The sequence below is a fragment of the Kluyvera sp. genome (assembly GCF_965301105.1).
In genome coordinates, this window is sequence record NZ_CBDKZX010000005.1 from 40,636 (window position 1) to 62,312 (window position 21,677).

Sequence of the window (21,677 nt, forward strand, 5' to 3'; positions counted from 1 at the left end):
AGAGAGATGAAAACATTCCCACAGACGTTCCTTTGGGGCGGCGCGACCGCGGCAAACCAGGTTGAGGGCGCATATCTGGAAGATGGCAAAGGATTGTCAACGTCCGATGTCCAGCCTAAGGGCATTTTTGGCGAGGTGGTTGAGCGCGTCACGGGCGACAGCGGTATTAAAGATATCGCCATCGATTTCTATCACCGTTATCCGCAAGATATCGCTCTGTTTGCGGAAATGGGCTTTAACTGCCTGCGCGTTTCGATTGCCTGGACGCGTATTTTCCCGAACGGCGATGACGCGCAGCCGAACGAAGCCGGGCTGGCCTTCTACGATAAGCTGTTCGACGAGATGGCCCGTTACAACATCACGCCGCTGGTGACGCTCTCGCACTACGAGATGCCGTGGGCGCTGGTGAAAAACTACGGCGGCTGGGGCAACCGCAAGGTGATTGATTTCTTTGAACGCTACGCGCGTACGGTATTTGAGCGCTATAAGGGCAAGGTCAAACTGTGGCTGACCTTCAACGAAATCAACATGTCGCTGCACGCGCCGTTGACCGGCGTAGGCCTGCCGGCGGGCAGCAGCAAGGGTGAAATCTATCAGGCGATTCATCATCAGCTGGTGGCCAGCGCGCTGGCGGTTAAAGCCTGCCACGAGATCGTGCCGGAAGGCAAAATCGGCAATATGCTGCTGGGCGGCCTGATGTACCCGCTGAGCTGCAAACCGGAAGATGTATTTAAAACGCTACAGGAAAACCGCAGCTGGCAGTTCTTTGGCGACGTGCAGTGTCGCGGCGCTTATCCGGGCTATATGCTGCGTTATTTCCGCGATAACGGTATCGCGTTGGACATCACCGACGCCGACCGTGAGGCGCTGCGCACCACCGTCGATTTTGTCTCCTTCAGCTACTACATGACCGGCTGCGTGACCGCCGATGACGCGCTGAATAACCAGGCGCGCGGTAATATTCTCAATATGGTGCCGAACCCGCACCTGGCAAGTTCGGAATGGGGTTGGCAGATCGACCCGCTGGGCCTGCGCACGCTGCTGAACGTGCTGTGGGATCGCTATCAGAAGCCGCTATTTATTGTTGAAAACGGTTTAGGGGCGAAAGACAAAGTGGAAGCTGACGGCAGTATTAACGATGACTACCGCATTAGCTACCTGAACGATCACCTGGTGCAGGCGCGAGAGGCGATTGAAGACGGCGTTGAGTTGATGGGCTTTACCAGTTGGGGGCCGATTGACCTTGTCAGCGCGTCGAAAGCCGAGCTGTCCAAACGCTACGGTTTTATCTACGTCGATCGTCACGATGATGGCACCGGTACGCTAGCGCGCAGCAAGAAGAAAAGCTTTGACTGGTATAAAGAGGTGATTGCCACCAACGGTGCGAGTCTGAAAGCGTAAGCTTCGGTGAATTGCCGGATGGCGCCGGGCTTATCCGGCCTACAATGCTAACGATCTGTAGGCCGGATAAGGCGTAGCCGCCATCCGGCAATCCCAACTCACACCGGCTTACGCGCGCGCAATAAAAAGATCATCGGCCGCTCTTTTTCTTCATCCAGCGCCGGATTTGCGGCAATCTGTTGCGCCGTTGGTCCCCACTCATCCAGATGTTCCACAACCAGCCCGGCGGCGACCAGCGCGTTAATCCAGCTGGCGAGCTTGCGGTGCTGTTTTTTCACGCCGTCGGCAAACCAGTTGCTGATGCGTTCACCCTCCTGCTGATAGTGACTCACCGGCCAGCTTTTTTGCCCGTTCTCGTCCAGCCGCCAGCCCTGCTGCAACGGCGCGGTGTAGATCGGATGCTCGGCGGAGAACACCAGCACGCCGCCTGGCGTCAACGCCTGGTAAACGGTGGCCAACAGCGGGGCAATATCGGGCAGATAGTGCAACGCCAGCGAACTGTACACCAGGTCGCAACTGTTGGCGGCAAGCGTTAAGTTTTGTAGATCTTCACAGCGGTAGGTAATGCCTTCGCCATCGGTCATTTCCTGCGCGCGTGCCAGCATACGGCTGGAAAGATCGTAGCCGATAACGTCTGCTGCACCCTGATCGCGCGCCCAGCGGCAAAACCAGCCGTAGCCGCAGCCGAGATCAACCGCGCGTAAACCGGCGAGGGGCGGCAGCATTTGCTGGATTGCTGGCCACTCTGGCGCGCCGTCCAGTCCTTTCACCGAACGGTCGAGCGTGGCGTAACCTGCGAAAAAGTTCGGGTCGTCGTAGATGTTCTGACTCATGTTCACTCCATGACGCTAAAGTGTTATTAGCTGTTTTTAAGTATGTCTATTTATGTTCCCACACGCTTTACTAAAAGGATTTGATTCATTTAAATTATTATCACTTTCCTTCTTTTGTAACCGACCTATCACATGAACTTGACTCTGAAAAAAAGCGTGCTGTCGGGCTTGCCCCTGCTCATCGCGCTAGCTGGCTGCGCGCCGTCGCACGATATTGGCAGCCCAATTAAGCAGCAGGCTCCGGCCTCCAGCGTGGCGACGGATTTACCCGCCGCAGTGAAAAATGGCTGGCCGCAGAGCAACTGGTGGCAAGACTATCACGACGCCCAGCTCAATAACTTGATTAGCCGCGCGCTGGCGAATGCGCCAGATATGCAAATTGCCGATCAACGCATTAAGCTGGCGGAAGCGCAGGCCCGGATGTCGAAGTCGTCGCTGGGCCCCGAAGTGGATTTCGGCGCGGACCTTGAGCGACAGAAAATGTCGGCAGAAGGGCTGATGGGCCCGTTTGCCACCGACTTAGACGGTAATACCGGGCCATGGTACACCAACGGGACTTTCGGTTTGACCGCCGGTTGGGATCTCGACCTGTGGGGGAAAAACCGTGCTGAAGTGAAAGCGCGCATTGGGGAAGTGAAAGCGCAGGTGGCCGAGCTGGCGCAAACTCGCGAGTTGCTCTCCAGCAGCGTGGCGCGTCTGTACTGGCAGTGGCAGACCGAAGCCGCCATCCACAGCGTTCTTGAGCAAGTGAAAAGCGAACAAAATAATATCGTTAGCGTCGACACCGCGTTGTTTGAGCACGGTATTACTAACTCCGCCGAAGGGGCCGAAAACGATATCAACGTCAGCAAAACGGATCAGCAGTTGGCCGACGTTGAAGGCAACATGAAAGAGATTGAGGCGCGGCTGATGGCGCTGACCAATAGCCAAAGTCAGTCGTTGAATCTGCGCAAGGTTGAGCTGCCTGCCGTGGCCAGCAAAATGCCGTCGCAGTTAGGCTATGATCTGCTGGCTCGCCGCCCGGATTTACAGGAAGCGCACTGGTATATCGAAGCCTCGCTCAGTGAAATTGACGCGGCGAAAGCGGCCTTCTATCCGGACATCAACCTGATGGCCTTCCTGCAGCAGGACGCGCTGCACTTGAGCGATCTGTTCCGCCATTCTGCGAATCAGATGGGCGTGACCGCAGGGTTGACGCTGCCAATCTTCGACAGCGGTCGTCTGAATGCAAACCTCGATATTGCCAGTGCGCAGAATAATCTGTCGGTGGCGAAATACAACAAAGCGGTTGTTGATGCGGTGAATCAGGTGGCGAAAACCGCCAGCCAGGTCGAAACGCTGATGGCGAAAAACCAGCAGCAAGCGCAGGTTGAGAAAGACGCGCAGCGCGTGGTGAATCTGGCGCAGGCGCGGATGAATGCCGGGATTATTCCAGGGTCGAAGGTGAGTCTGGCGAAACTGCCAGCCTTACAGGAGCGAATCAGCGCTCTGCGTTTGCATGGCCAGTGGGTGGATGCCAGCATTCAGTTGACCTCCGCGCTGGGCGGCGGTTATCACATCACCGATAAGCCGTAAGCGGCGGCGAGTTTATTTCCCCCTGTGCTGAAATGCAGGGGGAAATGAAAAACCAATATTCATATTAAATAATATTACTTGCTATTATATTTGCCAAAAATCTAATTTTTAATTTAATTAAAAATAAATGCCTTGCGTTAATTAAAATATGCTAGCGATCTCGTATTTATATTTAAATAAATGACAGCGCGTTTCCCACCCACTAGTATCGCTCACCAGAAAAACAATATCTCTGGTCTTATTTTTTTATTATTGAAAAACATATTCATCTTTTAAATATTATAGCCAGTTCCTCCTGATTTTATTGTGACATTAATAAGCAGAGGACGATTGCGTGAAAAAATTAATAACTCTTGGGATGCTGGCGTTTGTCAGCGCATCGGCGAGCGCGGTAACGATTGACTTGCGTCATGAATATACCGACACCTCGCAGGGACAGAAAGACAGGGTGCTGATTTCGCACCGCTTCGCCAACGGTTTTGGTTTCTCCGTCGAAGCCAAAACGAAATCAGGCGGTGAACATTCGGATAAAGCGTTTAATGATGTCGTTGATAATGGTGATGAGTATGTTATTAGCTATCAGTTTAACGCGATGCCAAATATTGCTATTCAGCCGGGTTTTGCCTTAGAAACGTCATCATCGAAGGCGATATATAAACCGTATATTCGTGGGCAATATAATTTCGAAAATGGTTTTTATGTCGCCGGGCGTTACCGCTACGAATATACGCGTGATACGTCCAGCACGAAAGACGATGAACATGTGAACCGTGGCGATCTGTGGTTAGGTTATAAAACCGGGCCGTGGACGTTTGAAGGAAATTATCTGTATAAGAAAAGCGAAGATTATAATCGCTACGATAACGGTAAAGATGACTATGAGCTGGATTTCAAAGTGGCTTATAGCATCGATAAAAACTGGAAGCCTTACGCGCAGATCGGTAACGTCTCCGTCAGCAGCGACGAAGACGATCGCCAGACCCGTTATCGTGTGGGCGTGCAGTACACCTTCTGATCCTCATTACCTCTGGGCCTTACCGGGGCGCTTCGGCGCCCCGGTTATTCATCCGTCGAACGTTTTTCCCGCCGTTTGAACCACCAGCGCAGCGCGACCACTAGCGCCACCGCCAGCGCCAGCCAGATAATGTGCTTCAGATGTTTATCCAGATGATGCAGCCACGGGCCGATAGCTTCGCCGCCCAGGTAGCCGAGGGTGGTGAACAACAACGCCCAGATCAACGCGCCGAGAATGTTCAGCGGCAGGAAAATCTTTGGCGGTAGGCCGCTGGCGCCAATTAGCAGTGGGCCAATGACACGAAAGCCGTACATAAAACGCGTACCGATGACAAATAGCTTCGGACGGCTGTTAATCAGCCGCTGCGCCTTCCGAATACGCGCCTGATGGCGTGAAAACCGTTTAAGCAGACGCCCGCCGAACTTCCGGCCTAAAAGATACAGCACCTGATCGCCGATCATCCCGCCCAGCGCCACCGAAATCACAACCAGCGGAAATTTCAATAGCCCCTGATGCGCCGCCACGCCACCGAGTAGCGTAATAGTTTCGCCTTCCGCCATACTGCCAATAATCAGCGCCGCGTAGCCATAGTGGGAAATCAGGTTATTGATATCCATACAAACACTCACTCCTTACCACATCATACTATTCATCATACACCCTCAGGGCGAGATTGCAGGGGCCGCTATTTTTTGCGTTGTACATAAAATAATCATTGGTGTGAATTATACTTACAGCAACGTGGTACGAAGCCGTGCAGAGGAGGCGTTATGAACCATGTATGGGGACTGTTCTCCCACCCTGACAAAGAAATGCATGTTATCCGCAGCGAGAACGAAACCGTTTCTCACCACTATGTGCATCATGTGCTGGTCATGGCGGCCATTCCGGTGGTCTGCGCCTTTATCGGCACCACCCAACTGGGCTGGAATTTTGGCGACGGCAACGTGGTCAGGCTGTCGCTGATGACGGGCCTGGGCATGGCGGTACTCTTCTATGCGCTGATGCTGGTGGGCGTCGCGGTGATGGGACGGGTGATCTGGTGGATGGCGCGTAACTATCCACAGCGTCCATCCCTTAAGCGCTGTATGGTGTTTGCCGGCTACGTCGCGACGCCGATTTTCCTGAGCGGTATCGTGGCGCTTTACCCGCTGGTATGGCTGTGCGCGCTGGTCGGGACGGTCGCGCTGTTTTATACCGGTTATCTGCTTTACATCGGTATCCCGACTTTCCTTAACATTGACCGGGAAGAGGGGCTAAGCTTCGCCAGTTCGACCCTGGCTATCGGCGTGCTGGTACTTGAAGTGCTGCTGGCGCTAACGGTGGTGCTGTGGGGCTACGGCTACCGGCTATTCTGAGTTCTGATATGCATTGCTGATGTGAATTAAATTACGTCAGCAATGCAGCATTTGTTCACCATTATTTTCTGGCAGATGCCGCGTTCTACGCGCTATGATGGGCCATTCCGCTTCGCAACCGTTTGGTGCGAAGCGGTTGTCCATCATAATGTGCATAAATAACCGCCAGATAACTCACCATGCAGAAATTTCGCGTTTCCCTGCTCAGCCTCGCTCTCGTGCTGGCTGTGCCTTTTGCGCCTCAGGCGAGTGCTAAAACCGCCGTCTCCGCCGTGGCCTCGCAGCCGGAAATTGCTTCCGGTAGCGCGATGATTGTCGACCTTGAAACGAATAAAGTGATTTATGCCAACCAGCCCGATCTGGTGCGTCCGATGGCCTCCATCACCAAGCTGATGACGGCGATGGTGGTGCTGGACGCCCATCTGCCGCTGGATGAGATGCTGACCGTGGATATCAGCCACACGCCGGAGATGAAGGGCATTTATTCCCGCGTGCGTTTGAACAGCCAGATTAGCCGTAAAAACATGCTGCTGCTGGCTCTGATGTCTTCCGAGAACCGCGCGGCTGCCAGCCTGGCGCACCATTATCCGGGCGGTTATGACGCATTTATTCGCGCCATGAATGCCAAAGCCAAATCGTTGGGGATGACTCGTACTCGCTATGTCGAGCCGACGGGGCTGTCCATTCATAACGTTTCGACCGCACGCGATTTGACTAAACTGCTGATTGCCACCAAACAGTATCCGCTGATTGGCCAACTGAGCACGACCAAAGAAGACACGGCGACCTTCGCCCATCCGGCGTATACGCTACCGTTCCGCAACACGAATCATCTGGTGTACCGCGATAACTGGAGCATTCAGCTGACCAAAACCGGCTTTACCAATGCGGCGGGTCACTGCCTGGTGATGCGCACCGTGATGAACAAACGTCCGGTGGCGATGGTGGTCATGGATGCGTTCGGTAAATATACCCATTTCGCCGACGCCAGCCGTCTGCGTACCTGGGTTGAAACCGGAAAGGTGATGCCGGTTCCTGCCGCGGCGCTGAGCTATAAAAAGCAGAAAGAGGCCCAGGTGGAAGGCAATATCGCGAAAGCCCAGCTTAGCGGGCAAACCACCCAGGACGATTAAACGTTCTTTATTCCGGCAGCGTCCAGTCACCGTCGTTGAGTGGGCGCTGCATAATCACCGTATCCCGCCAGTCACCCATCTTGTAGCCGACGCTGCGCAACTGTCCCGCCACTTCGAAGCCGTGTTTTTTATGCAGTCGCAGCGAAGCGGTGTTGTTATTTCCGTCGCCAATTACCGCCAGCATCTGCCGCCATGGTCCTTGTTCGCATACAGCGATTAATGCCGTCAGCAGGCGGCTGCCGATACCGTGGGCGGTCATTGTGGTGTCGATATAGATAGATTCTTCCAGCGTATAGCGATAGGCCGGGCGAGGGCGATAGGGGCTGGCATAGCAGTAGCCGACGATAACCCCACGATACAACGCCACCAGCCACGGCAATCCTTGTTGCTGAATGGAGTTCATGCGTTGCTGCATTTCATCAATGGAAGGCGGCACCTCTTCAAATGAGGCGCGGCCATTAAGTACGTGCCAGGCATACAGCGCGGCAATGGCTTGTACATCGTCAGCCTGCGCGTCACGAATTTCAATATCGGCGTCGCGAGTGACATCAAGCGTAGACATGCTTGAATTCCTTATGGTTTCCATCGTTAATCTGGCTCGCAGTCGGCCGGATAGCGCTACGCTTATCTGGCCGACAACGAATTTCCCAACGTCATATCACGCGTCGGTTTTCTCGCCCCAGTATTTGAGCTTACTGGTTTTACCGATCCCCGGGTTCATGCTGTTGGTCGGGTCGTTTTCCCGGTAGTGGCGTTTGAGGTTTTCATCGGCTTCATACAGATGCCCGACGTTATGTTCCGCCGGATACTGGGCTCCACGTTCGCGCAGCAGCGCCAGCATCTGCTCTTTCAACTCGTGAGCATCGACGCCTTTTTTCACGATGTAGTCCTGGTGGAAAACGTGGCACATAAAGTGGCCGTAGTAGAGCTTATGCACCAGTTTACTGTCGATTTCCGGCGGCAGATGCTCGAACCATTCGGTGTCGTTGCGGCGTAGCGCAATATCCAGCGCCAGAATATCCTCCACTTCATCCGCGTGTACCGCCTGGTAACGGATGGCCGCTCCTGCCGCCGCGAAGCGGTGCAGGAACGCTTTGCTGCCTTCTTCCGGCGTACAGACAAAGAAGTCGCCTTCCGCCTGCTTGAAGTACTCCACCAGCCAGGCTTTAGCCTCGTCAATGCCGTCGCCGGACATTTTCAGCAGCAGGTGGTGCTCGTATTTATCGCGCCATGTTTTCATCCGTTCCGGCAGATGCGCCGGGAAAGCGTGGCCTAGCTTCTGCATAAAGCGGTCGGTGAAGTGCGGCTTGAACAGGGACACTTTTTCCAGCATGGCGTCGGCGCGGCCCTTCATGGTGAAGAAGAACGGCATTTTGTCAGTGCCGAGCTTGTCGATCATCAGGAAGGTGTCTTTACCGTATTGCTCGGCGATATCGTAAATATCGCGATGCATATATTCGCCTGCCACCGGCAGGTTGTTAAATTCAGCCAGAATATGGCGGCGAATTTCGGTCAGCACGTCCGGCTGATTCGTTCCGATGTAGAACACCTGTTGACGTTTTTCTGCCGGGAAGGTGTCGAGACGCGCGGCGAATACCGCCAGCTTGCCCGCGCAGCCGGAGGATTCAAACAGACGCTCCGGGTCGGCGTTGTAGCGCGCCGGGGTATCGGCGTTGACGTCGCGCACGCGGTTGACGTAGTCGTGATCGTGCGCGTGACGGCCATCGTGACGCACATCGCTGTCCTTCACGCGATCGTCATCAAGTTTGCTGAGGATCTGCTCCGGGGTTTCACCCAGATCGATGCCCAGATGGTTAACCAGCGTCAGCTTGCCGTTTTCATCAATGCGCGCAAACAGCGACATCTCGGTGTACGCCGGGCCGCGCTGCACCAGCGAACCGCCGGAGTTATTGCAGATCCCGCCGATCACCGACGCACCGATGCAGGAGGAGCCAATCACCGAATGCGGTTCACGGCCCAGCGGCTTGAGCGCTTTTTCCAGTGAATAGAGCGTGGTACCAGGCCAGGCCAGCACCTGCTCGCCTTTATCCAGCAGATGCAGTTTATCGAGGCGTAGGGTGCTGATAATGACGATATCGCGGTCGTAGTCGTTGCCGCTGGGCGTTGAACCTTCGGTCAGGCCGGTATTGGCGGCCTGCATCAGAATAATTTTGTCCGCATTGACGCAGGCGTTGAGCACGCGCCATAGCTCCAACAGCGAGCCTGGAAACACCACGGCCAGCGCATCGCCGTGCCCGGAACGGAAGCCTTTACGGTAGCGGGCGGTTTTGGCCGGGTCGGTGAGCAGGTGAGCGTGACCAACCAGGCGCGAGAGTTCGTTAATCAGCGCGTTATTATCATTTGTAGTTTGAAAAGCCATTCTCCACTCCTTGTGGTGGGACAAATTGTCGTTTCTAAGAATAGCGCTTTGTATGATCATTGGGGGAGTGAATGTTTCTAAAAATCAGAGAATAACCTTAGCTTTCTGTTCCGCGCTCCTTTACCTTTATGGCAAACTGCGGCTTTTCATCGACTCTCAGCCGCTCTCCCCGGCATGGATACAAGAGACTACAAAAATATGAAATGGCTATTTTCTGTTGGCGTCGCCGTGAGCCTGGCGCTGCAACCCGCTCTGGCGGAGGATTTGTTCGGTAACCATCCACTCACCCCGCAGGCGCGGGATGCGTTTGTGACCGAACTGCTGAAAAAAATGACGGTCGATGAAAAGATTGGCCAGTTGCGCCTGATTAGCGTTGGGCCGGACAACCCGAAAGAAGCCATTCGCGAGATGATCAAAGACGGTCAGGTCGGCGCGATTTTCAATACCGTGACCCGCCAGGATATCCGTGCGATGCAGGATCAGGTGATGTCCCTTAGCCGCCTGAAAATTCCGCTGTTCTTTGCCTACGACGTGGTACACGGCCAGCGTACCGTATTCCCGATTAGCCTTGGCCTTGCCTCTACCTTCAACCTCGACGCAGTGAAAACCGTGGGCCGCGTGTCAGCCTATGAAGCGGCGGATGACGGCCTGAATATGACCTGGGCGCCGATGGTTGATGTCTCGCGCGACCCGCGCTGGGGCCGCGCTTCCGAAGGGTTTGGCGAAGACACTTATTTAACCGCCGTGATGGGCGAAAATATGGTGGAAGCGATGCAGGGTAAAAGTCCGGCGGATCGCTACTCGGTGATGACCAGCGTTAAACACTTCGCCGCTTACGGCGCGGTGGAAGGCGGCAAAGAGTACAACACCGTCGATATGAGCCCGCAGCGTCTGTTCAACGACTATATGCCGCCGTACAAAGCGGGGCTGGATGCGGGCAGCGGCGCGGTGATGATCGGCCTGAACTCGCTGAATGGCACGCCGGCGACGTCCGACACCTGGCTGCTGAAAGACGTGCTGCGCAACCAGTGGGGCTTCAAAGGGATCACCGTCTCCGATCACGGGGCGATTAAAGAGCTGATTAAACACGGCGTTGCCGCCGACCCGGAAGACGCCGTTCGCGTGGCGCTGAAGGCCGGTATCGATATGAGCATGAGCGATGAATACTACAGCAAGTATCTGCCGGGGCTGGTGAAATCCGGCAAGGTGACGATGGCCGAGCTGGACGACGCCACCCGCCACGTGCTGAACGTCAAGTACGATATGGGGCTGTTTAACGATCCGTACAGCCATCTGGGGCCGAAAGCGTCAGACCCGCAGGACACGAACGCCGAAAGTCGCCTGCATCGTGCCGAAGCGCGCGAGGTTGCGCGCCAGAGCCTGGTGCTGTTGAAAAACCGTCTCGAAACGCTGCCATTGAAGAAAAACGCTACCGTGGCGGTGGTGGGCCCGTTGGCCGACAGCCAGCGTGACGTGATGGGGAGCTGGTCTGCCGCCGGTGTGGCTGGACAGTCCGTGACCGTACTGACCGGGATTAAAAACGTGATGGGCGGCGAAGGCAAAGTGCTGTACGCCAAAGGCGCGAACGTGACCAGCGACAAAGGCATCATCGACTTCCTCAACCTCTATGAGGAAGCGGTGAAGGTCGACCCGCGCTCGCCGCAGGCGATGATTGACGAAGCGGTAGCCGCAGCGAAGCAGTCCGACGTGGTTGTGGCGGTGGTGGGCGAAGCGCAGGGCATGGCTCACGAAGCCTCCAGCCGTACCGAACTGTCAATTCCGAAAAGCCAGCAGGATCTGATTGCGGCATTGAAAGCCACTGGCAAACCGCTGGTTCTGGTGCTGATGAACGGTCGTCCGTTGACGCTGGTGAAAGAGGACCAGCAGGCCGACGCTATTCTGGAAACCTGGTTCGCCGGTACCGAAGGCGGTAACGCCATCGCCGACGTGCTGTTTGGCGACTACAACCCATCCGGGAAGCTGCCGATGTCCTTCCCGCGCTCCGTGGGGCAGATTCCGCAGTACTACAGCCACCTGAACACCGGTCGTCCATACAACGCCGACAAGCCAAACAAGTACACCTCGCGCTACTTTGACGAAGCCAACGGCCCGCTGTATCCGTTCGGCTACGGTCTGAGCTACACCACTTTCTCGGTCTCCGACGTGAAAATGTCCGCACCGACCATGAAGGCTGACGGCAGCGTCACCGCCAGCGTGCAGGTGACCAACACCGGCAAACGTGAAGGGGCGACGGTAATTCAGATGTACCTGCAGGACGTGACCGCGTCGATGAGCCGCCCGGTGAAACAGCTGAAAGGCTTTGAGAAGGTGACGCTGAAACCTGGTGAAACTCAAACCGTGAGCTTCCCGATTGACGTTAACGCGCTGAAGTTCTGGAACCAGCAGATGAAATACGCCGCTGAGCCGGGCAAGTTTAACGTCTTTATCGGCGTGGATTCGGCGCGTGTGAAGCAGGGCGAATTCGAGCTGCTGTAAGGCGAGCCTTCAGTTCAGTACAAACTATCAGGCCGCACTCAACGGTCCCCTCTCCCCAGCGGGGAGAGGGTTAGGGTGAGGGGGCAACCCCTCAAACCCCACTCCCGCATCATTTTGTGATCCCCCTCGCTATTCTCTGCCCATCACCGTGCAATCTGCGCTAAACGGCCCGTTTAACGCGCTAACTAAGCTTCTTTTTGTGACGTTCCTCACTTATCACCCACCCCGACACATCGCGTTTTGTGCGCTTGCTCAAAACCCGTCTCAGGCCGCCATAACAGGCGTGACCCCATTCACTAATACGTAAAAAAGCCCGCTTCTGCCCCGCGAGAGGCGCGGCGAATCCGCGTTAAATGCAGCTATCTCAACATTCGCAGGTAGCCACATGAAGATTTCACTGCATAACACCTCTCTTGACCGCAGCGGTAAAACGCCGCTGACCGCGCAGCTGCAGCAGCTGATTGACGAAATTGACCGCGCCGGCGGCGGCACGCTGGTGGTGTCGGCGGGTGACTGGATGACCGGCACGCTGATTCTACCGTCCAACTTTACCCTGCATCTGGAGGCAGGCGCGCGTTTGCTGGCCAGCCCTAACGCTGAGGATTATCCGGCAGAGTTGACGCAAACTGTTGCTGAACTCTCCCGCATGGCGCTGATTTATGCCCGTAACGCTCATCACATTTCGCTGAGCGGCGAAGGCTGTCTGGCGGGGGGCGCGAGCGCCTGGTTCGCAGAGCGCGCCGATGAGCAGGGTTATCGCCAGCCGAAAACCATGCGCCCGCGCATGCTGGTGCTGGAAGGCTGCCAGCAGGTGCGCATTCGTGATATCACCATCAGCGACTCGCCGATGTGGACCGCGCATCTGGTGAGCTGTAATCAGGTATTCATTCAAAATCTGACCATTGATAACGATCTGGCGCTGTCCAACACCGATGCGCTGGATATCGACAGCTGCCAGCATGTGCACATTAGCGATAGCTACTTCAGTGCTGCCGATGATGGCATCTGTATCAAAACGACCCGCAAACCGCAGGAACTCCAACAGGCGACCCGCCACGTGGTGGTCAGCAATTGCCTGATTCGTTCGAAAAGTTGCGCTATCAAAATCGGCACCGAAACCTTCGCCGATATCAGCCATATCGCCGTGCACAACTGTTCAATCTTTGAGTCCAACCGCGGCATCGGCCTGGTCTCCCGCGATGGCGGCCGTTTCAGCCAGATGATTTTCAGCAACATTCTGTTCGACTGCCGCCACGGTCACCCGTGCCACTGGGGAAAAGCCGATCCGGTCTTTATCTCGGTGCGCCATCGCGACCCGCAGGTTCAGCCGGGCCAGGTTGAAGACATCACCTTTAGCCAGCTCTCCGGCGTGAGCGAAGGGGCCATCAACCTGCACGCGGAAACACCGGGCGATATTCATCATGTCACCTTCAACGGGCTGTCGCTGCAGCAGCTTTCCGGCCCTTCTGACGAGCAGGGCTGCTATGACGTGCGCCCACCGTGCAACCCGGCGAGCCCAACTGGCATGGGGCTCGATAACGCCTACCGCGTGAACCCGCAAACCGGCCGCGCCTGGGGTGTCGATGCCTATCCTGGCGGCCTACCGGCGTTCTACGCCAACGGTGTACAGGATCTGACGCTTAACGATCTGCGCATTCGTCGCCCGACGCCGCTGCCGCAGGGATGGAACATCAACGCCATCGTGCAGGAAAACGCCGACGCCTGAAGCTATTTGATGACGGCGCGGCTTTCGCCTCGCCGTTCTGTACTGTTCAAGGGGATGGAAAATGATAAAAAAAGTGCGGGAGATAAAACTCCACAACTACATCTGCTATGGCCTTGCGGATGTGATCGGTTCAGGCGCGTTTACTCTGGTGAGCGCCTGGCTGCTGTTCTTCCTGACAACATTCTGCGGCCTGACGCCCATTGAGGCAGGCTCGCTGTTTGCGGTGGCGCGTATCGTCGACGTCATCATGTGCCCGTGCATGGGGTACATTTCCGATAACTTCCACAAAACGCGCCTCGGCCGTCGTTTTGGTCGCCGTCGCTTCTTTCTGCTGCTGAGCATTCCGCTGGTGGCGGTTTACAGCCTGCTGTGGGTTCAGGGTTTCAACTACTGGATCTACCTGCTGGTGTACATCCTGTTTGAAATCGTCTATTCGATGATTCTGATCCCGTACGACACCCTGTCGGCGGAGATGACCTCCGATTTTACCAAACGCTCTAAACTGACCAGCGCACGTATGTACATTGCCCAGTTCGCCGGCTTCACCGCCGCGTTCCTGCCGGGGCGTCTGCTGGCCTACTTTGGTTCCGACTCGGCTATCTCTTTCTTCTACGCCGGGGCTATCTTCACGGTCGCCTTTATGGTGGTGCTGTTCTTCGTTTATTTCGGCACCTGGGAACGTTCAATTGAAGAGATTGAGCTGAGTGAGCGCAGCGTTGAGAGCGAAGAGAAGCAGCCGCTGGGCAAACGTCTGTTCGATATCTACTACGATTTTGTGTCCACGCTGAAAATCAAAACCTTCCGCTCCCACCTCGGCATGTACCTTGGCGGCTCTGTCGCGCAGGATATCTTCAACTCCGTCTTTACCTACTTCGTGGTGTTCGCGCTGGCGACCTCGTCAGTGGTGGCCAGTAACCTGTTGAGCGTGATTAACGGTCTGCAGTTCTTCGGCGTCGGCGTGGCAACCTGGCTGACGCTGCGTTACTCCCCGTCCCGGGCGTTTGCTACCCAGGCATTGATGGCGCTGGTGGCCTTTGCGCTGTTCGCCCTGACCTATGTCTATGGCTCCACCAGCATGTCGCTGCTGTATCTGGCGGCGGGCGTGGCGGGTCTGGCGCGCGGCGGTATCTACTCCATTCCGTGGAACAACTACACCTTCGTGGCCGATGTGGATGAGATTCTGACCTGCAACCGTCGTGAAGGGATCTTCGCGGGCTTTATGAGCCTGCTGCGTAAAGCGTCTCAGGCATTCTCCATCTTCCTGGTGGGCGTCGCGCTGCAAATGTCCGGCTTTATTACCGGGCACAGCAGCCAGCCGCAGTCGGCGATCAATATGATCCTCGCCATCATGATTGTGCTGCCGGTGGTTCTCACCCTGTGGGGCATCTGGTCCGCCTTCCAGTTTAAGGTGAACAGCCGTACCCACGCGGTGCTGAACGACGAAGTGGCGCGCCTGAAGCAAGGCGGCAGCAAAGCTACGGTTACCGCCGACACCAAAGCGGTGATCGAAAGCCTGACCGGAATGCCGTATGACCAGTGCTGGGGCGATAACACCGTCGGGCACGTCAACCGCAGCCTGTTGAAAGCGAAACAGCAGCAGTTAGAACAGTTACATAACGTGTAAGTACTTTCCCGGGCGAGCATCGCGACCCCGGGAATTTTGTGGATAACAGAAATGACCGATCAAAGTTTATATATTCAACAGGGTATCTGGGCGCGTCTGGGTCTGCCGCGCGAGCTGGTGTGGGGATTTGTCGGCGTCTTCCTATTTATTACCGGCGCCACCATTGAACAAAGCTGGCTGGCATCACTGCTACAGCAGCGCGGCCTTGATGCGGTGCATATCAGCCTGCTGTCTTCGGTCTTTGGCCTGTGCGTGGCGGCGATCTCCTGGTTCTCCGGAATTGGCGCGGGCGTGCTGGGCGTTCGTCGCCTGATGTGGCTGGCGACGATTCTCTATTTTGTCGGTTCGGTGCCGTTTATCTTTGTCGCGCTGCCTGATAGCAACTATCCGCTAATGATGGTGAGCTACGCGGTACGCGGCATGGCTTATCCGCTATTTGCCTATTCGTTCCTGGTGTGGATCAACCAGCGCTGTGAAAGCCGCATTCTGGGGCGCGCCGTTTCCTGGTTCTGGATTGCCTTCGGCGTCGGTATGACCATCGTCGGGCCATGGTTCTCGGGCTTTATGATCCCGCGCCTGGGGGAAACGACCACGCTGCTGTCCGGCTTTATTTTCGTGCTGGCGGGTTGCGGCTGCGCGCTGATCCTCAACCGCGATAAGCCTCAATGGCAGCAGGGGCAGGCGGTTGGCCAGGCGCTGGCGGAAGGCCTCATTGTGCTGGTCCGTGAGCCGAAAATGCGTATCGCCGTGGTGGTGAAAAGCATCAATGATATCGGCAAATTCTCGCTGGTGATCTTGATGCCGGTGTATCTGCCGCGCTTTGGGTTCAGCATTGAAGAGTGGCTGACCATCTGGGGGCTGGTGAATGTGATTAATATCTTCGCCAACTACTTCTTCGGCTGGCTGGGCGACACCATTGGCTGGCGCAACACGGTAGTGTGGTTTGCCGGCACGCTGTGCGGGCTGGCGGCATTGGCGGTCTGCTACGCGCCGGTGTTGTTCGGCCACAGTAGCGCAGCGCTGATTGCCGCGCTGGCGATTTATGCCATCGGCCTTGGCGCGTTCGGCCCGTTAAGCGCGCTTATTCCTTCACTGCTGCCGGAAAACAAAGGCGCGGCGATCTCCTGCCTCAATCTCGGATCCGGCCTCAGCAACTTCGTCGGGCCGTTTATCGTGACGCTGTGCGTGAATCCGCTGGGCGTTGAAGGCACGCTGTGGGTAATTGCGCTGCTGTATTTTGCCGCCAGTTTGCTGACGATCCCGTTAAAAATGCCGGAACAGGGCTGAATTCTCCATTTTCGTCTACGCTTTTTGCTTAAGCGCCTGTTAATTGAGCGCAAAATAAGAGGAAAGCGTATGACGATTGCAAGGGGATGGACGCTGGCATTGCTGGCCGCGGTAAGCCTGCCGGCGCTGGCTGCCGAGCCGGTGAAAGTAGGATCAAAAATTGACACCGAAGGGGCGCTGCTCGGTAATCTGATTTTGCAGGTGCTGGAAAGCCACGGTGTCAGCACCGTCAATAAAGTTCAACTGGGCACCACGCCGGTGGTGCGCGGGGCCATCACTTCCGGCGCGCTGGATATCTACCCGGAGTACACCGGTAACGGCGCTTTCTTCTTCAAAGATGAAAACGACCCGGCGTGGAAAAACGCCAAAGCGGGCTATGACAAGGTGAAAGCGCTGGATGCGCAGAAAAATCATCTGGTCTGGCTGACGCCGGCGCCTGCGAATAACACCTGGACCCTTGCCGTGCGCAAAGACGTGGCGGAAAAAAATAAGCTCACCTCGCTTGCCGATCTGAGCCGCTATCTTAAGGATGGCGGCACCTTCAAGCTGGCGGCCTCGGCGGAATTTATCGAACGCCCGGACGCGCTGCCTGCCTTCGAAAAAGCCTACGATTTTAAACTCTCCCAGGATCAACTGCTGTCGCTGGCCGGTGGCGACACGGCGGTGACCATCAAAGCCGCCGCCCAGCAAACTTCGGGGGTGAACGCGGCGATGGCCTATGGCACCGACGGCCCCGTGGCGGCGCTAGGATTGCAAACCCTCAGCGATCCGAAAGGCGTGCAGCCTATCTATGCGCCCACGCCGGTGGTACGCGAAGCGGTGCTGAAAGCCTATCCGGATATCAAAAAATGGTTACAGCCGGTGTTTGCCAGCCTGGATGAAAAAACGCTGCAAATCCTGAACGCCAAAATTGCGGTAGAAGGGCTGGATGCGAAAAGCGTGGCGGCGGGCTACCTGAAAGAAAAAGGGTGGGTGAAGTAACCGATTATCCCCATGACTCGTTGTTCTAACCGCGTGGTGGCGCTGCTGGCACTGATGCTGCTGGCCGCCAGCGCGCTACCGTTTGCCAATTTTGCCCCGAACCGGCTGGTTTCGGGCAATGGCCTGTGGTTATGGCAAATCTGGTCGTTCTCGCCGCTGGCGCTTCTGGCGGTACCGGCGGCGTTGTGGATTTTATGCTGGCTGCCCGGCCGCTTTCCCGGCCTGCTTATTCTGCTGCTGGCGCAGGCGGGCTTCACGCTATTGCTATGGGCCGCAGGGGAGGCCGCCAACCATCTTGCGGCAACCGCCAGCCCGCTGGCGCGTACCTCGCCTGGCAGCGGACTATGGCTGTGGTTACTGCTGATGCTGCTTATCGCCAACGATGCGATTCGTCGTCTCACGACTCGCGCGGCGTGGCGATGGCTGCTTAACGTTCAACTGTGGCTGCTGCCATGTTGGCTGCTTGCGAGCGGGGCGCTGGATGGGTTATCGCTACTCAAAGAATATGCCAACCGCCAGGATACCTTCAATGACGCGCTGTACCAGCACCTGACTCTGTTGTGGGGCACGCTGCTGCCCGCGCTGCTGATTGGCGTCCCGCTGGGGATGGCGTGCTGGCGTCATCCGCGACGGCAGTCGAGCGTCTTCACGGTGCTGAACATTATTCAAACCATTCCTTCTGTCGCGCTATTTGGCGTGCTGATTGCGCCGCTGGCCGGGCTGGCGCAGCGTTTTCCGTGGTTGGCGACGTTTGGCGTGGCTGGCACCGGCCTGGCGCCCGCGCTGATTGCGCTGGTGCTCTACGCGCTGTTGCCGCTGGTACGTGGCGTGGTCGCCGGGATGCAGCAGGTGTCGCCGCAGGTGCTGGAAAGCGCGGCGGCGATGGGCATGGGCCGTGGTCATACTTTTTTGCGTGTTGATAGGGCGTTGTGGGTGATCGTGCTTCTGTGTAGCGTGGGGGTCGTGGGTTTTGATACCGTGCCGCTGGCGGTGGTCGCCGCGCTGATTGGCGCAGGTGGCTTTGGCGCGCTGGTGTTTCAGGGGCTGCTCAGTAGCGCGCTGGATCTGGTGCTACTGGGGGTGATCCCGGTGATTGCGCTGGCGGTAACCCTGGATGCGCTGCTGAGTCTGGCCGCCACCTTACTTCAAGGAGAAGCCGGTGATTGAATTTTCGCAGGTCAATAAAACATTCGGCGGTCATCCGGCGGTGAAAAACCTGTCACTACGTCTTGAGGAAGGCGCGTTCTCGGTGCTGATTGGCACTTCCGGCTCGGGAAAATCGACCACCCTGAAGATGATTAATCGACTGGTGGAGCCGGACAGCGGGATGATTCGCTTCGCCGGGCAGGATATCCGCGAGCAGTCGCTGCTGGCGCTGCGCCGACGAATGGGGTACGCCATTCAATCGATTGGCCTGTTTCCGCACTGGACGGTCGCTCAGAACATCGCCACCGTACCGCAACTGCTGAAATGGCCGAAGGCCAGAATGAACGCGCGTATCGACGAACTGATGGCCCTGCTCGGGCTGGAACCCACGCTGCGCGGTCGTTACCCGCATCAGCTTTCCGGCGGCCAGCAGCAGCGCGTCGGCGTGGCGCGGGCGCTGGCGGGCGATCCCGACGTTTTGCTGATGGATGAACCTTTCGGCGCGCTGGACCCGGTTACCCGTAGCGCGTTGCAGCAGGAGATGCGCCGCATTCACCGGCTGCTGGGGCGTACCATCGTGCTGGTGACGCATGATATTGATGAAGCGCTGCGTCTGGCGGATAACCTGATTTTACTCGATGGCGGTGAAGTGGTGCAGCAGGGCTCGCCGCTGCATATGCTCAGCGCGCCGGGCAATGAGTTTGTCCGCACCTTTTTTGGTCGCAGCGAGCTGGGTGTACGCCTACTGTCGTTACGCCAGGTGGCCGACTATGTGCGCCACGGCGAGCGCGTTGCAGGAGAAGCGATAGCCGATTCGTTATCGCTGCGCGATGCGCTGTCGGGGTTTATGGCCCAGCGGCGTACAGTGTTGCCGGTGGTCAACGAGAAAGGCGTGGCATACGGGGCGCTGCATTTTGCCGACCTGCTGCGTGAGGAGCCTGCCGATGCGCATCCTTCGTGATCCGCTGCTATGGCTGCTGGCACTGTTTATCGCACTGCTGATTGGCCTGCCGTATAGCGAGCCGCTGTTTCACACGCTTTTTCCGGAACAACCGCGCCCGCTGTATCAGCAGGCGGGGTTTCTTGCGCTGACGCTGGCGCACGGCAAGCTGGTGGTCATCTCCAGCCTGGCGGCGGTTGTGATTGGCGTTGGCGCGGGCGTGCTGGTGACGCGTCCTGAGGGGCGCGAGTTTCGTCCGCTGGTGGAAACGCTGGCGGCGATGGGGCAAACCTTTCCGCCGGTGGCGGTGCTGGCGCTGGCGGTGCCGGTGATGGGCTTTGGGGAACAGCCAGCGATTGTCGCGCTGATTCTCTACGGTATTCTGCCGGTACTGCAGGGAACGCTGGCCGGATTAGCGTCGGTACCCGTCGGGGCGCTGAGCGTGGCGGAAGGAATGGGCATGACGGGAGGACAGCGGCTGTGGAAAGTCGAGCTGCCGTTGGCGGCACCGGTGATCGTGGCGGGTATCCGCACGTCGGTTATCGTCAATATTGGCACGGCGACCATCGCCTCAACGGTGGGGGCCAATACGCTGGGCACGCCAATTATCATTGGCCTGAGTGGATTCAATACGGCCTATGTGGTGCAGGGGGCAATTCTGGTGGCGCTGGCGGCGATTATCGTCGACCGCGCCTTTGAGCGCTTAAGCCTGAGGCTCAGCCGACACCGCCGCGCACAATAAACGAGTAGCCGGCGAGCATCACGCCACCAATTCCGCTGATAGCCATCAGGGCAAAAAGGACGATCGCGGCGAATTTAGCTGACTTCATTGTGTACTCCTTTTGTTAACCAAAAGATTATACCGCGAAGCTCAGCTGTTAACGAACGATTAATTAGCAGGAAGTGCGAAGGCCACGCCGTCTTCCTGCCAGCGTGCAAGCTGCTGTAGCTGTTGGGCGCCAGGGGCCGCACCGCACCAGATTAACAGCGTCTGGCCGGGGAACAGCTCTGGCTGAATCTGCGTGAGCGGGTGGGCCAGTACGTCGACGCGCCATCCCTGTTCACAGGCCACCCAACCCTCCAGCCACAGCCGGGTGATATCGGTGACGTTCCAGCCCACCACCAGCGCGTGCGGTCCGGATTTACGCCGGGCGGAAGCGAGGCTGAGCGCAATGTCGTTAATCAGTACGCCATCCAGCAGACCAAGCAGAGTCGGCAGCGCCACCTGCGCGTTTTGCAGACGCTGACGCAATGGGATGAAGAGATTATCCACCAGGGTTCGGGCGCTATGACTGCGACGCAGCTCTTTCACCCATTGTCGCAGATGGGTGAGGTTGCCGTTGCGCAGGTCGTGCAGCGCAGTCTCCTGCTGTTCCTGCCAGCCGTCATCCGGCTCACTCAGCAGGTTTTTGACTTTACTGACCTGGACACCGTTTTCTATCCAACGCTGGATTTCGCGGATGCGGTCAATATCGGCATCGTTAAACAGGCGGTGCCCACCGTCGCTGCGCTGCGGTTTTAACAGCGCGTAGCGCCGCTGCCAGGCCCGCAGCGTTACCGGGTTGATATCACAGAGCTGAGCCACTTCGCCAATCGTGTAAAGCGCCATCTTATCCTCCGGGCATGCGATCCCCCATTTAACTTTAGACGGGGTTTGCCGTCGCGGCCTGTTGCGGTTGTTTTTTATTCGTTTCATTCCCGGACGGAATGGATAAAATGTGATCGGTAGCATTTTTTGCACTTTTTTTGCCAGGTTTCAAAGAAAGTTATGCCGACTAAGTG

19 protein-coding genes are annotated in these 21,677 nt (G+C 56.9%); 13 read left to right on the top strand and 6 right to left on the bottom strand.

Translation table 11 applies throughout. The features are described from left to right. Nucleotides 1-6: 6 nt before the first annotated feature. Nucleotides 7-1,401 carry a glycoside hydrolase family 1 protein gene (locus ACW14G_RS03405; RefSeq protein ID WP_249023019.1) on the top strand — a complete coding sequence of 465 codons (1,395 nt, stop codon included), beginning with the start codon at nt 7-9 and terminating at the stop codon, nt 1,399-1,401. Between the two features lie 98 nt (nt 1,402-1,499). Here ACW14G_RS03405 and ACW14G_RS03410 read toward each other — a convergent pair whose 3' ends face one another. Next, on the bottom strand, nt 1,500-2,234 hold the full coding sequence (locus ACW14G_RS03410; RefSeq protein WP_163447624.1) for a class I SAM-dependent methyltransferase: 735 nt from the start codon (nt 2,232-2,234) through the stop codon (nt 1,500-1,502). Between the two features lie 132 nt (nt 2,235-2,366). On the opposite strand from ACW14G_RS03410, the gene mdtQ reads away from it, so the two are divergent. Next, nucleotides 2,367-3,809 (top strand): multidrug resistance outer membrane protein MdtQ, encoded by a 1,443-nt coding sequence (gene mdtQ / locus ACW14G_RS03415; RefSeq protein ID WP_249023020.1) that lies wholly within the window; start codon nt 2,367-2,369, stop codon nt 3,807-3,809. 358 nt (nt 3,810-4,167) lie between these two features. Next, nucleotides 4,168-4,824 (top strand): oligogalacturonate-specific porin KdgM family protein, encoded by a 657-nt coding sequence (locus ACW14G_RS03420; RefSeq protein WP_163447495.1) that lies wholly within the window; start codon nt 4,168-4,170, stop codon nt 4,822-4,824. A 44-nt stretch (nt 4,825-4,868) separates the two neighbouring features. On the opposite strand, the gene ACW14G_RS03425 is transcribed toward ACW14G_RS03420, so the two are convergent. Next, on the bottom strand, nt 4,869-5,441 hold the full coding sequence (locus ACW14G_RS03425) for a DedA family protein (RefSeq protein ID WP_163447494.1): 573 nt from the start codon (nt 5,439-5,441) through the stop codon (nt 4,869-4,871). A gap of 153 nt (nt 5,442-5,594) precedes the next feature. On the opposite strand from ACW14G_RS03425, the gene ACW14G_RS03430 reads away from it, so the two are divergent. Together ACW14G_RS03430 and pbpG are read left to right on the top strand one after the other, a co-directional pair. Beyond that, on the top strand, nt 5,595-6,182 hold the full coding sequence (locus ACW14G_RS03430) for a Yip1 family protein (protein WP_249023021.1): 588 nt from the start codon (nt 5,595-5,597) through the stop codon (nt 6,180-6,182). 179 nt (nt 6,183-6,361) lie between these two features. Further along, the gene (gene pbpG / locus ACW14G_RS03435) at nt 6,362-7,315 is read left to right on the top strand and encodes a D-alanyl-D-alanine endopeptidase (RefSeq protein WP_065357401.1); all 954 of its coding nucleotides are present in this window, start codon (nt 6,362-6,364) and stop codon (nt 7,313-7,315) included. Nucleotides 7,316-7,322: 7 nt separating this feature from the next. On the opposite strand, the gene ACW14G_RS03440 is transcribed toward pbpG, so the two are convergent. Together ACW14G_RS03440 and dld are read right to left on the bottom strand one after the other, a co-directional pair. Next, nucleotides 7,323-7,877, bottom strand: a complete 555-nt coding sequence (locus tag ACW14G_RS03440) for a GNAT family N-acetyltransferase (RefSeq protein ID WP_249023023.1) — start codon at nt 7,875-7,877, stop codon at nt 7,323-7,325. Nucleotides 7,878-7,973: 96 nt separating this feature from the next. Beyond that, the gene (gene dld / locus ACW14G_RS03445; RefSeq protein WP_249023024.1) at nt 7,974-9,695 is read right to left on the bottom strand and encodes a D-lactate dehydrogenase; all 1,722 of its coding nucleotides are present in this window, start codon (nt 9,693-9,695) and stop codon (nt 7,974-7,976) included. A gap of 198 nt (nt 9,696-9,893) precedes the next feature. Here dld and bglX point away from each other — a divergent pair, with 198 nt between their 5' ends. The 8 genes from bglX (at nt 9,894) to ACW14G_RS03485 (ending at nt 20,637) form a co-directional block, all read left to right on the top strand. After that, complete coding sequence (bglX, locus tag ACW14G_RS03450; protein ID WP_163447491.1) at nt 9,894-12,191, top strand: beta-glucosidase BglX; 2,298 nt, start codon at nt 9,894-9,896, stop codon at nt 12,189-12,191. 385 nt (nt 12,192-12,576) lie between these two features. Then, entirely contained in the window at nt 12,577-13,917 is a 1,341-nt protein-coding gene (locus tag ACW14G_RS03455; protein WP_249023025.1) for a glycoside hydrolase family 28 protein, read from the top strand. Nucleotides 13,918-13,978: 61 nt separating this feature from the next. After that, nucleotides 13,979-15,541 (top strand): MFS transporter, encoded by a 1,563-nt coding sequence (locus ACW14G_RS03460; protein ID WP_167575437.1) that lies wholly within the window; start codon nt 13,979-13,981, stop codon nt 15,539-15,541. Nucleotides 15,542-15,592: 51 nt separating this feature from the next. Beyond that, entirely contained in the window at nt 15,593-16,828 is a 1,236-nt protein-coding gene (locus ACW14G_RS03465; protein WP_064544176.1) for an MFS transporter, read from the top strand. Nucleotides 16,829-16,897: 69 nt separating this feature from the next. Further along, nucleotides 16,898-17,809, top strand: coding sequence for a glycine betaine ABC transporter substrate-binding protein OsmF (osmF, locus tag ACW14G_RS03470; protein ID WP_249023026.1), 912 nt, complete (start codon nt 16,898-16,900; stop codon nt 17,807-17,809). A gap of 6 nt (nt 17,810-17,815) precedes the next feature. Further along, entirely contained in the window at nt 17,816-18,976 is a 1,161-nt protein-coding gene (locus ACW14G_RS03475; protein WP_455648485.1) for an ABC transporter permease, read from the top strand. Then, nucleotides 18,969-19,916, top strand: coding sequence for an ABC transporter ATP-binding protein (locus tag ACW14G_RS03480; protein ID WP_249023028.1), 948 nt, complete (start codon nt 18,969-18,971; stop codon nt 19,914-19,916). The genes ACW14G_RS03475 and ACW14G_RS03480 overlap by 8 nt, the downstream gene beginning before the upstream one ends. Continuing rightward, complete coding sequence (locus tag ACW14G_RS03485; protein WP_249023029.1) at nt 19,900-20,637, top strand: ABC transporter permease; 738 nt, start codon at nt 19,900-19,902, stop codon at nt 20,635-20,637. The genes ACW14G_RS03480 and ACW14G_RS03485 overlap by 17 nt, the downstream gene beginning before the upstream one ends. Here the strand turns inward: ACW14G_RS03485 and ACW14G_RS03490 are convergent. Then, entirely contained in the window at nt 20,612-20,725 is a 114-nt protein-coding gene (locus tag ACW14G_RS03490; protein WP_074398756.1) for a protein YohO, read from the bottom strand. The genes ACW14G_RS03485 and ACW14G_RS03490 overlap by 26 nt on opposite strands. A gap of 59 nt (nt 20,726-20,784) precedes the next feature. Then, on the bottom strand, nt 20,785-21,504 hold the full coding sequence (locus tag ACW14G_RS03495; RefSeq protein ID WP_249023030.1) for a MerR family transcriptional regulator: 720 nt from the start codon (nt 21,502-21,504) through the stop codon (nt 20,785-20,787). Nucleotides 21,505-21,677 lie beyond the last annotated feature (173 nt).

Bases quoted from the DNA above. Each gene is read 5' to 3' on its own strand.
- ACW14G_RS03460 (WP_167575437.1), top strand. From the start codon at position 13,979: ATGATAAAAAAAGTGCGGGAGATAAAACTCCACAACTACATCTGCTAT.
- ACW14G_RS03495 (WP_249023030.1), bottom strand. From the start codon at position 21,504: ATGGCGCTTTACACGATTGGCGAAGTGGCTCAGCTCTGTGATATCAAC.
- ACW14G_RS03465 (WP_064544176.1), top strand. From the start codon at position 15,593: ATGACCGATCAAAGTTTATATATTCAACAGGGTATCTGGGCGCGTCTG.
- ACW14G_RS03485 (WP_249023029.1), top strand. From the start codon at position 19,900: ATGCGCATCCTTCGTGATCCGCTGCTATGGCTGCTGGCACTGTTTATC.
- ACW14G_RS03405 (WP_249023019.1), top strand. From the start codon at position 7: ATGAAAACATTCCCACAGACGTTCCTTTGGGGCGGCGCGACCGCGGCA.
- ACW14G_RS03455 (WP_249023025.1), top strand. From the start codon at position 12,577: ATGAAGATTTCACTGCATAACACCTCTCTTGACCGCAGCGGTAAAACG.
- dld (WP_249023024.1), bottom strand. From the start codon at position 9,695: ATGGCTTTTCAAACTACAAATGATAATAACGCGCTGATTAACGAACTC.
- osmF (WP_249023026.1), top strand. From the start codon at position 16,898: ATGACGATTGCAAGGGGATGGACGCTGGCATTGCTGGCCGCGGTAAGC.
- ACW14G_RS03420 (WP_163447495.1), top strand. From the start codon at position 4,168: ATGCTGGCGTTTGTCAGCGCATCGGCGAGCGCGGTAACGATTGACTTG.
- ACW14G_RS03410 (WP_163447624.1), bottom strand. From the start codon at position 2,234: ATGAGTCAGAACATCTACGACGACCCGAACTTTTTCGCAGGTTACGCC.
- pbpG (WP_065357401.1), top strand. From the start codon at position 6,362: ATGCAGAAATTTCGCGTTTCCCTGCTCAGCCTCGCTCTCGTGCTGGCT.
- ACW14G_RS03440 (WP_249023023.1), bottom strand. From the start codon at position 7,877: ATGTCTACGCTTGATGTCACTCGCGACGCCGATATTGAAATTCGTGAC.
- bglX (WP_163447491.1), top strand. From the start codon at position 9,894: ATGAAATGGCTATTTTCTGTTGGCGTCGCCGTGAGCCTGGCGCTGCAA.
- ACW14G_RS03490 (WP_074398756.1), bottom strand. From the start codon at position 20,725: ATGAAGTCAGCTAAATTCGCCGCGATCGTCCTTTTTGCCCTGATGGCT.
- ACW14G_RS03425 (WP_163447494.1), bottom strand. From the start codon at position 5,441: ATGGATATCAATAACCTGATTTCCCACTATGGCTACGCGGCGCTGATT.
- ACW14G_RS03430 (WP_249023021.1), top strand. From the start codon at position 5,595: ATGAACCATGTATGGGGACTGTTCTCCCACCCTGACAAAGAAATGCAT.
- mdtQ (WP_249023020.1), top strand. From the start codon at position 2,367: ATGAACTTGACTCTGAAAAAAAGCGTGCTGTCGGGCTTGCCCCTGCTC.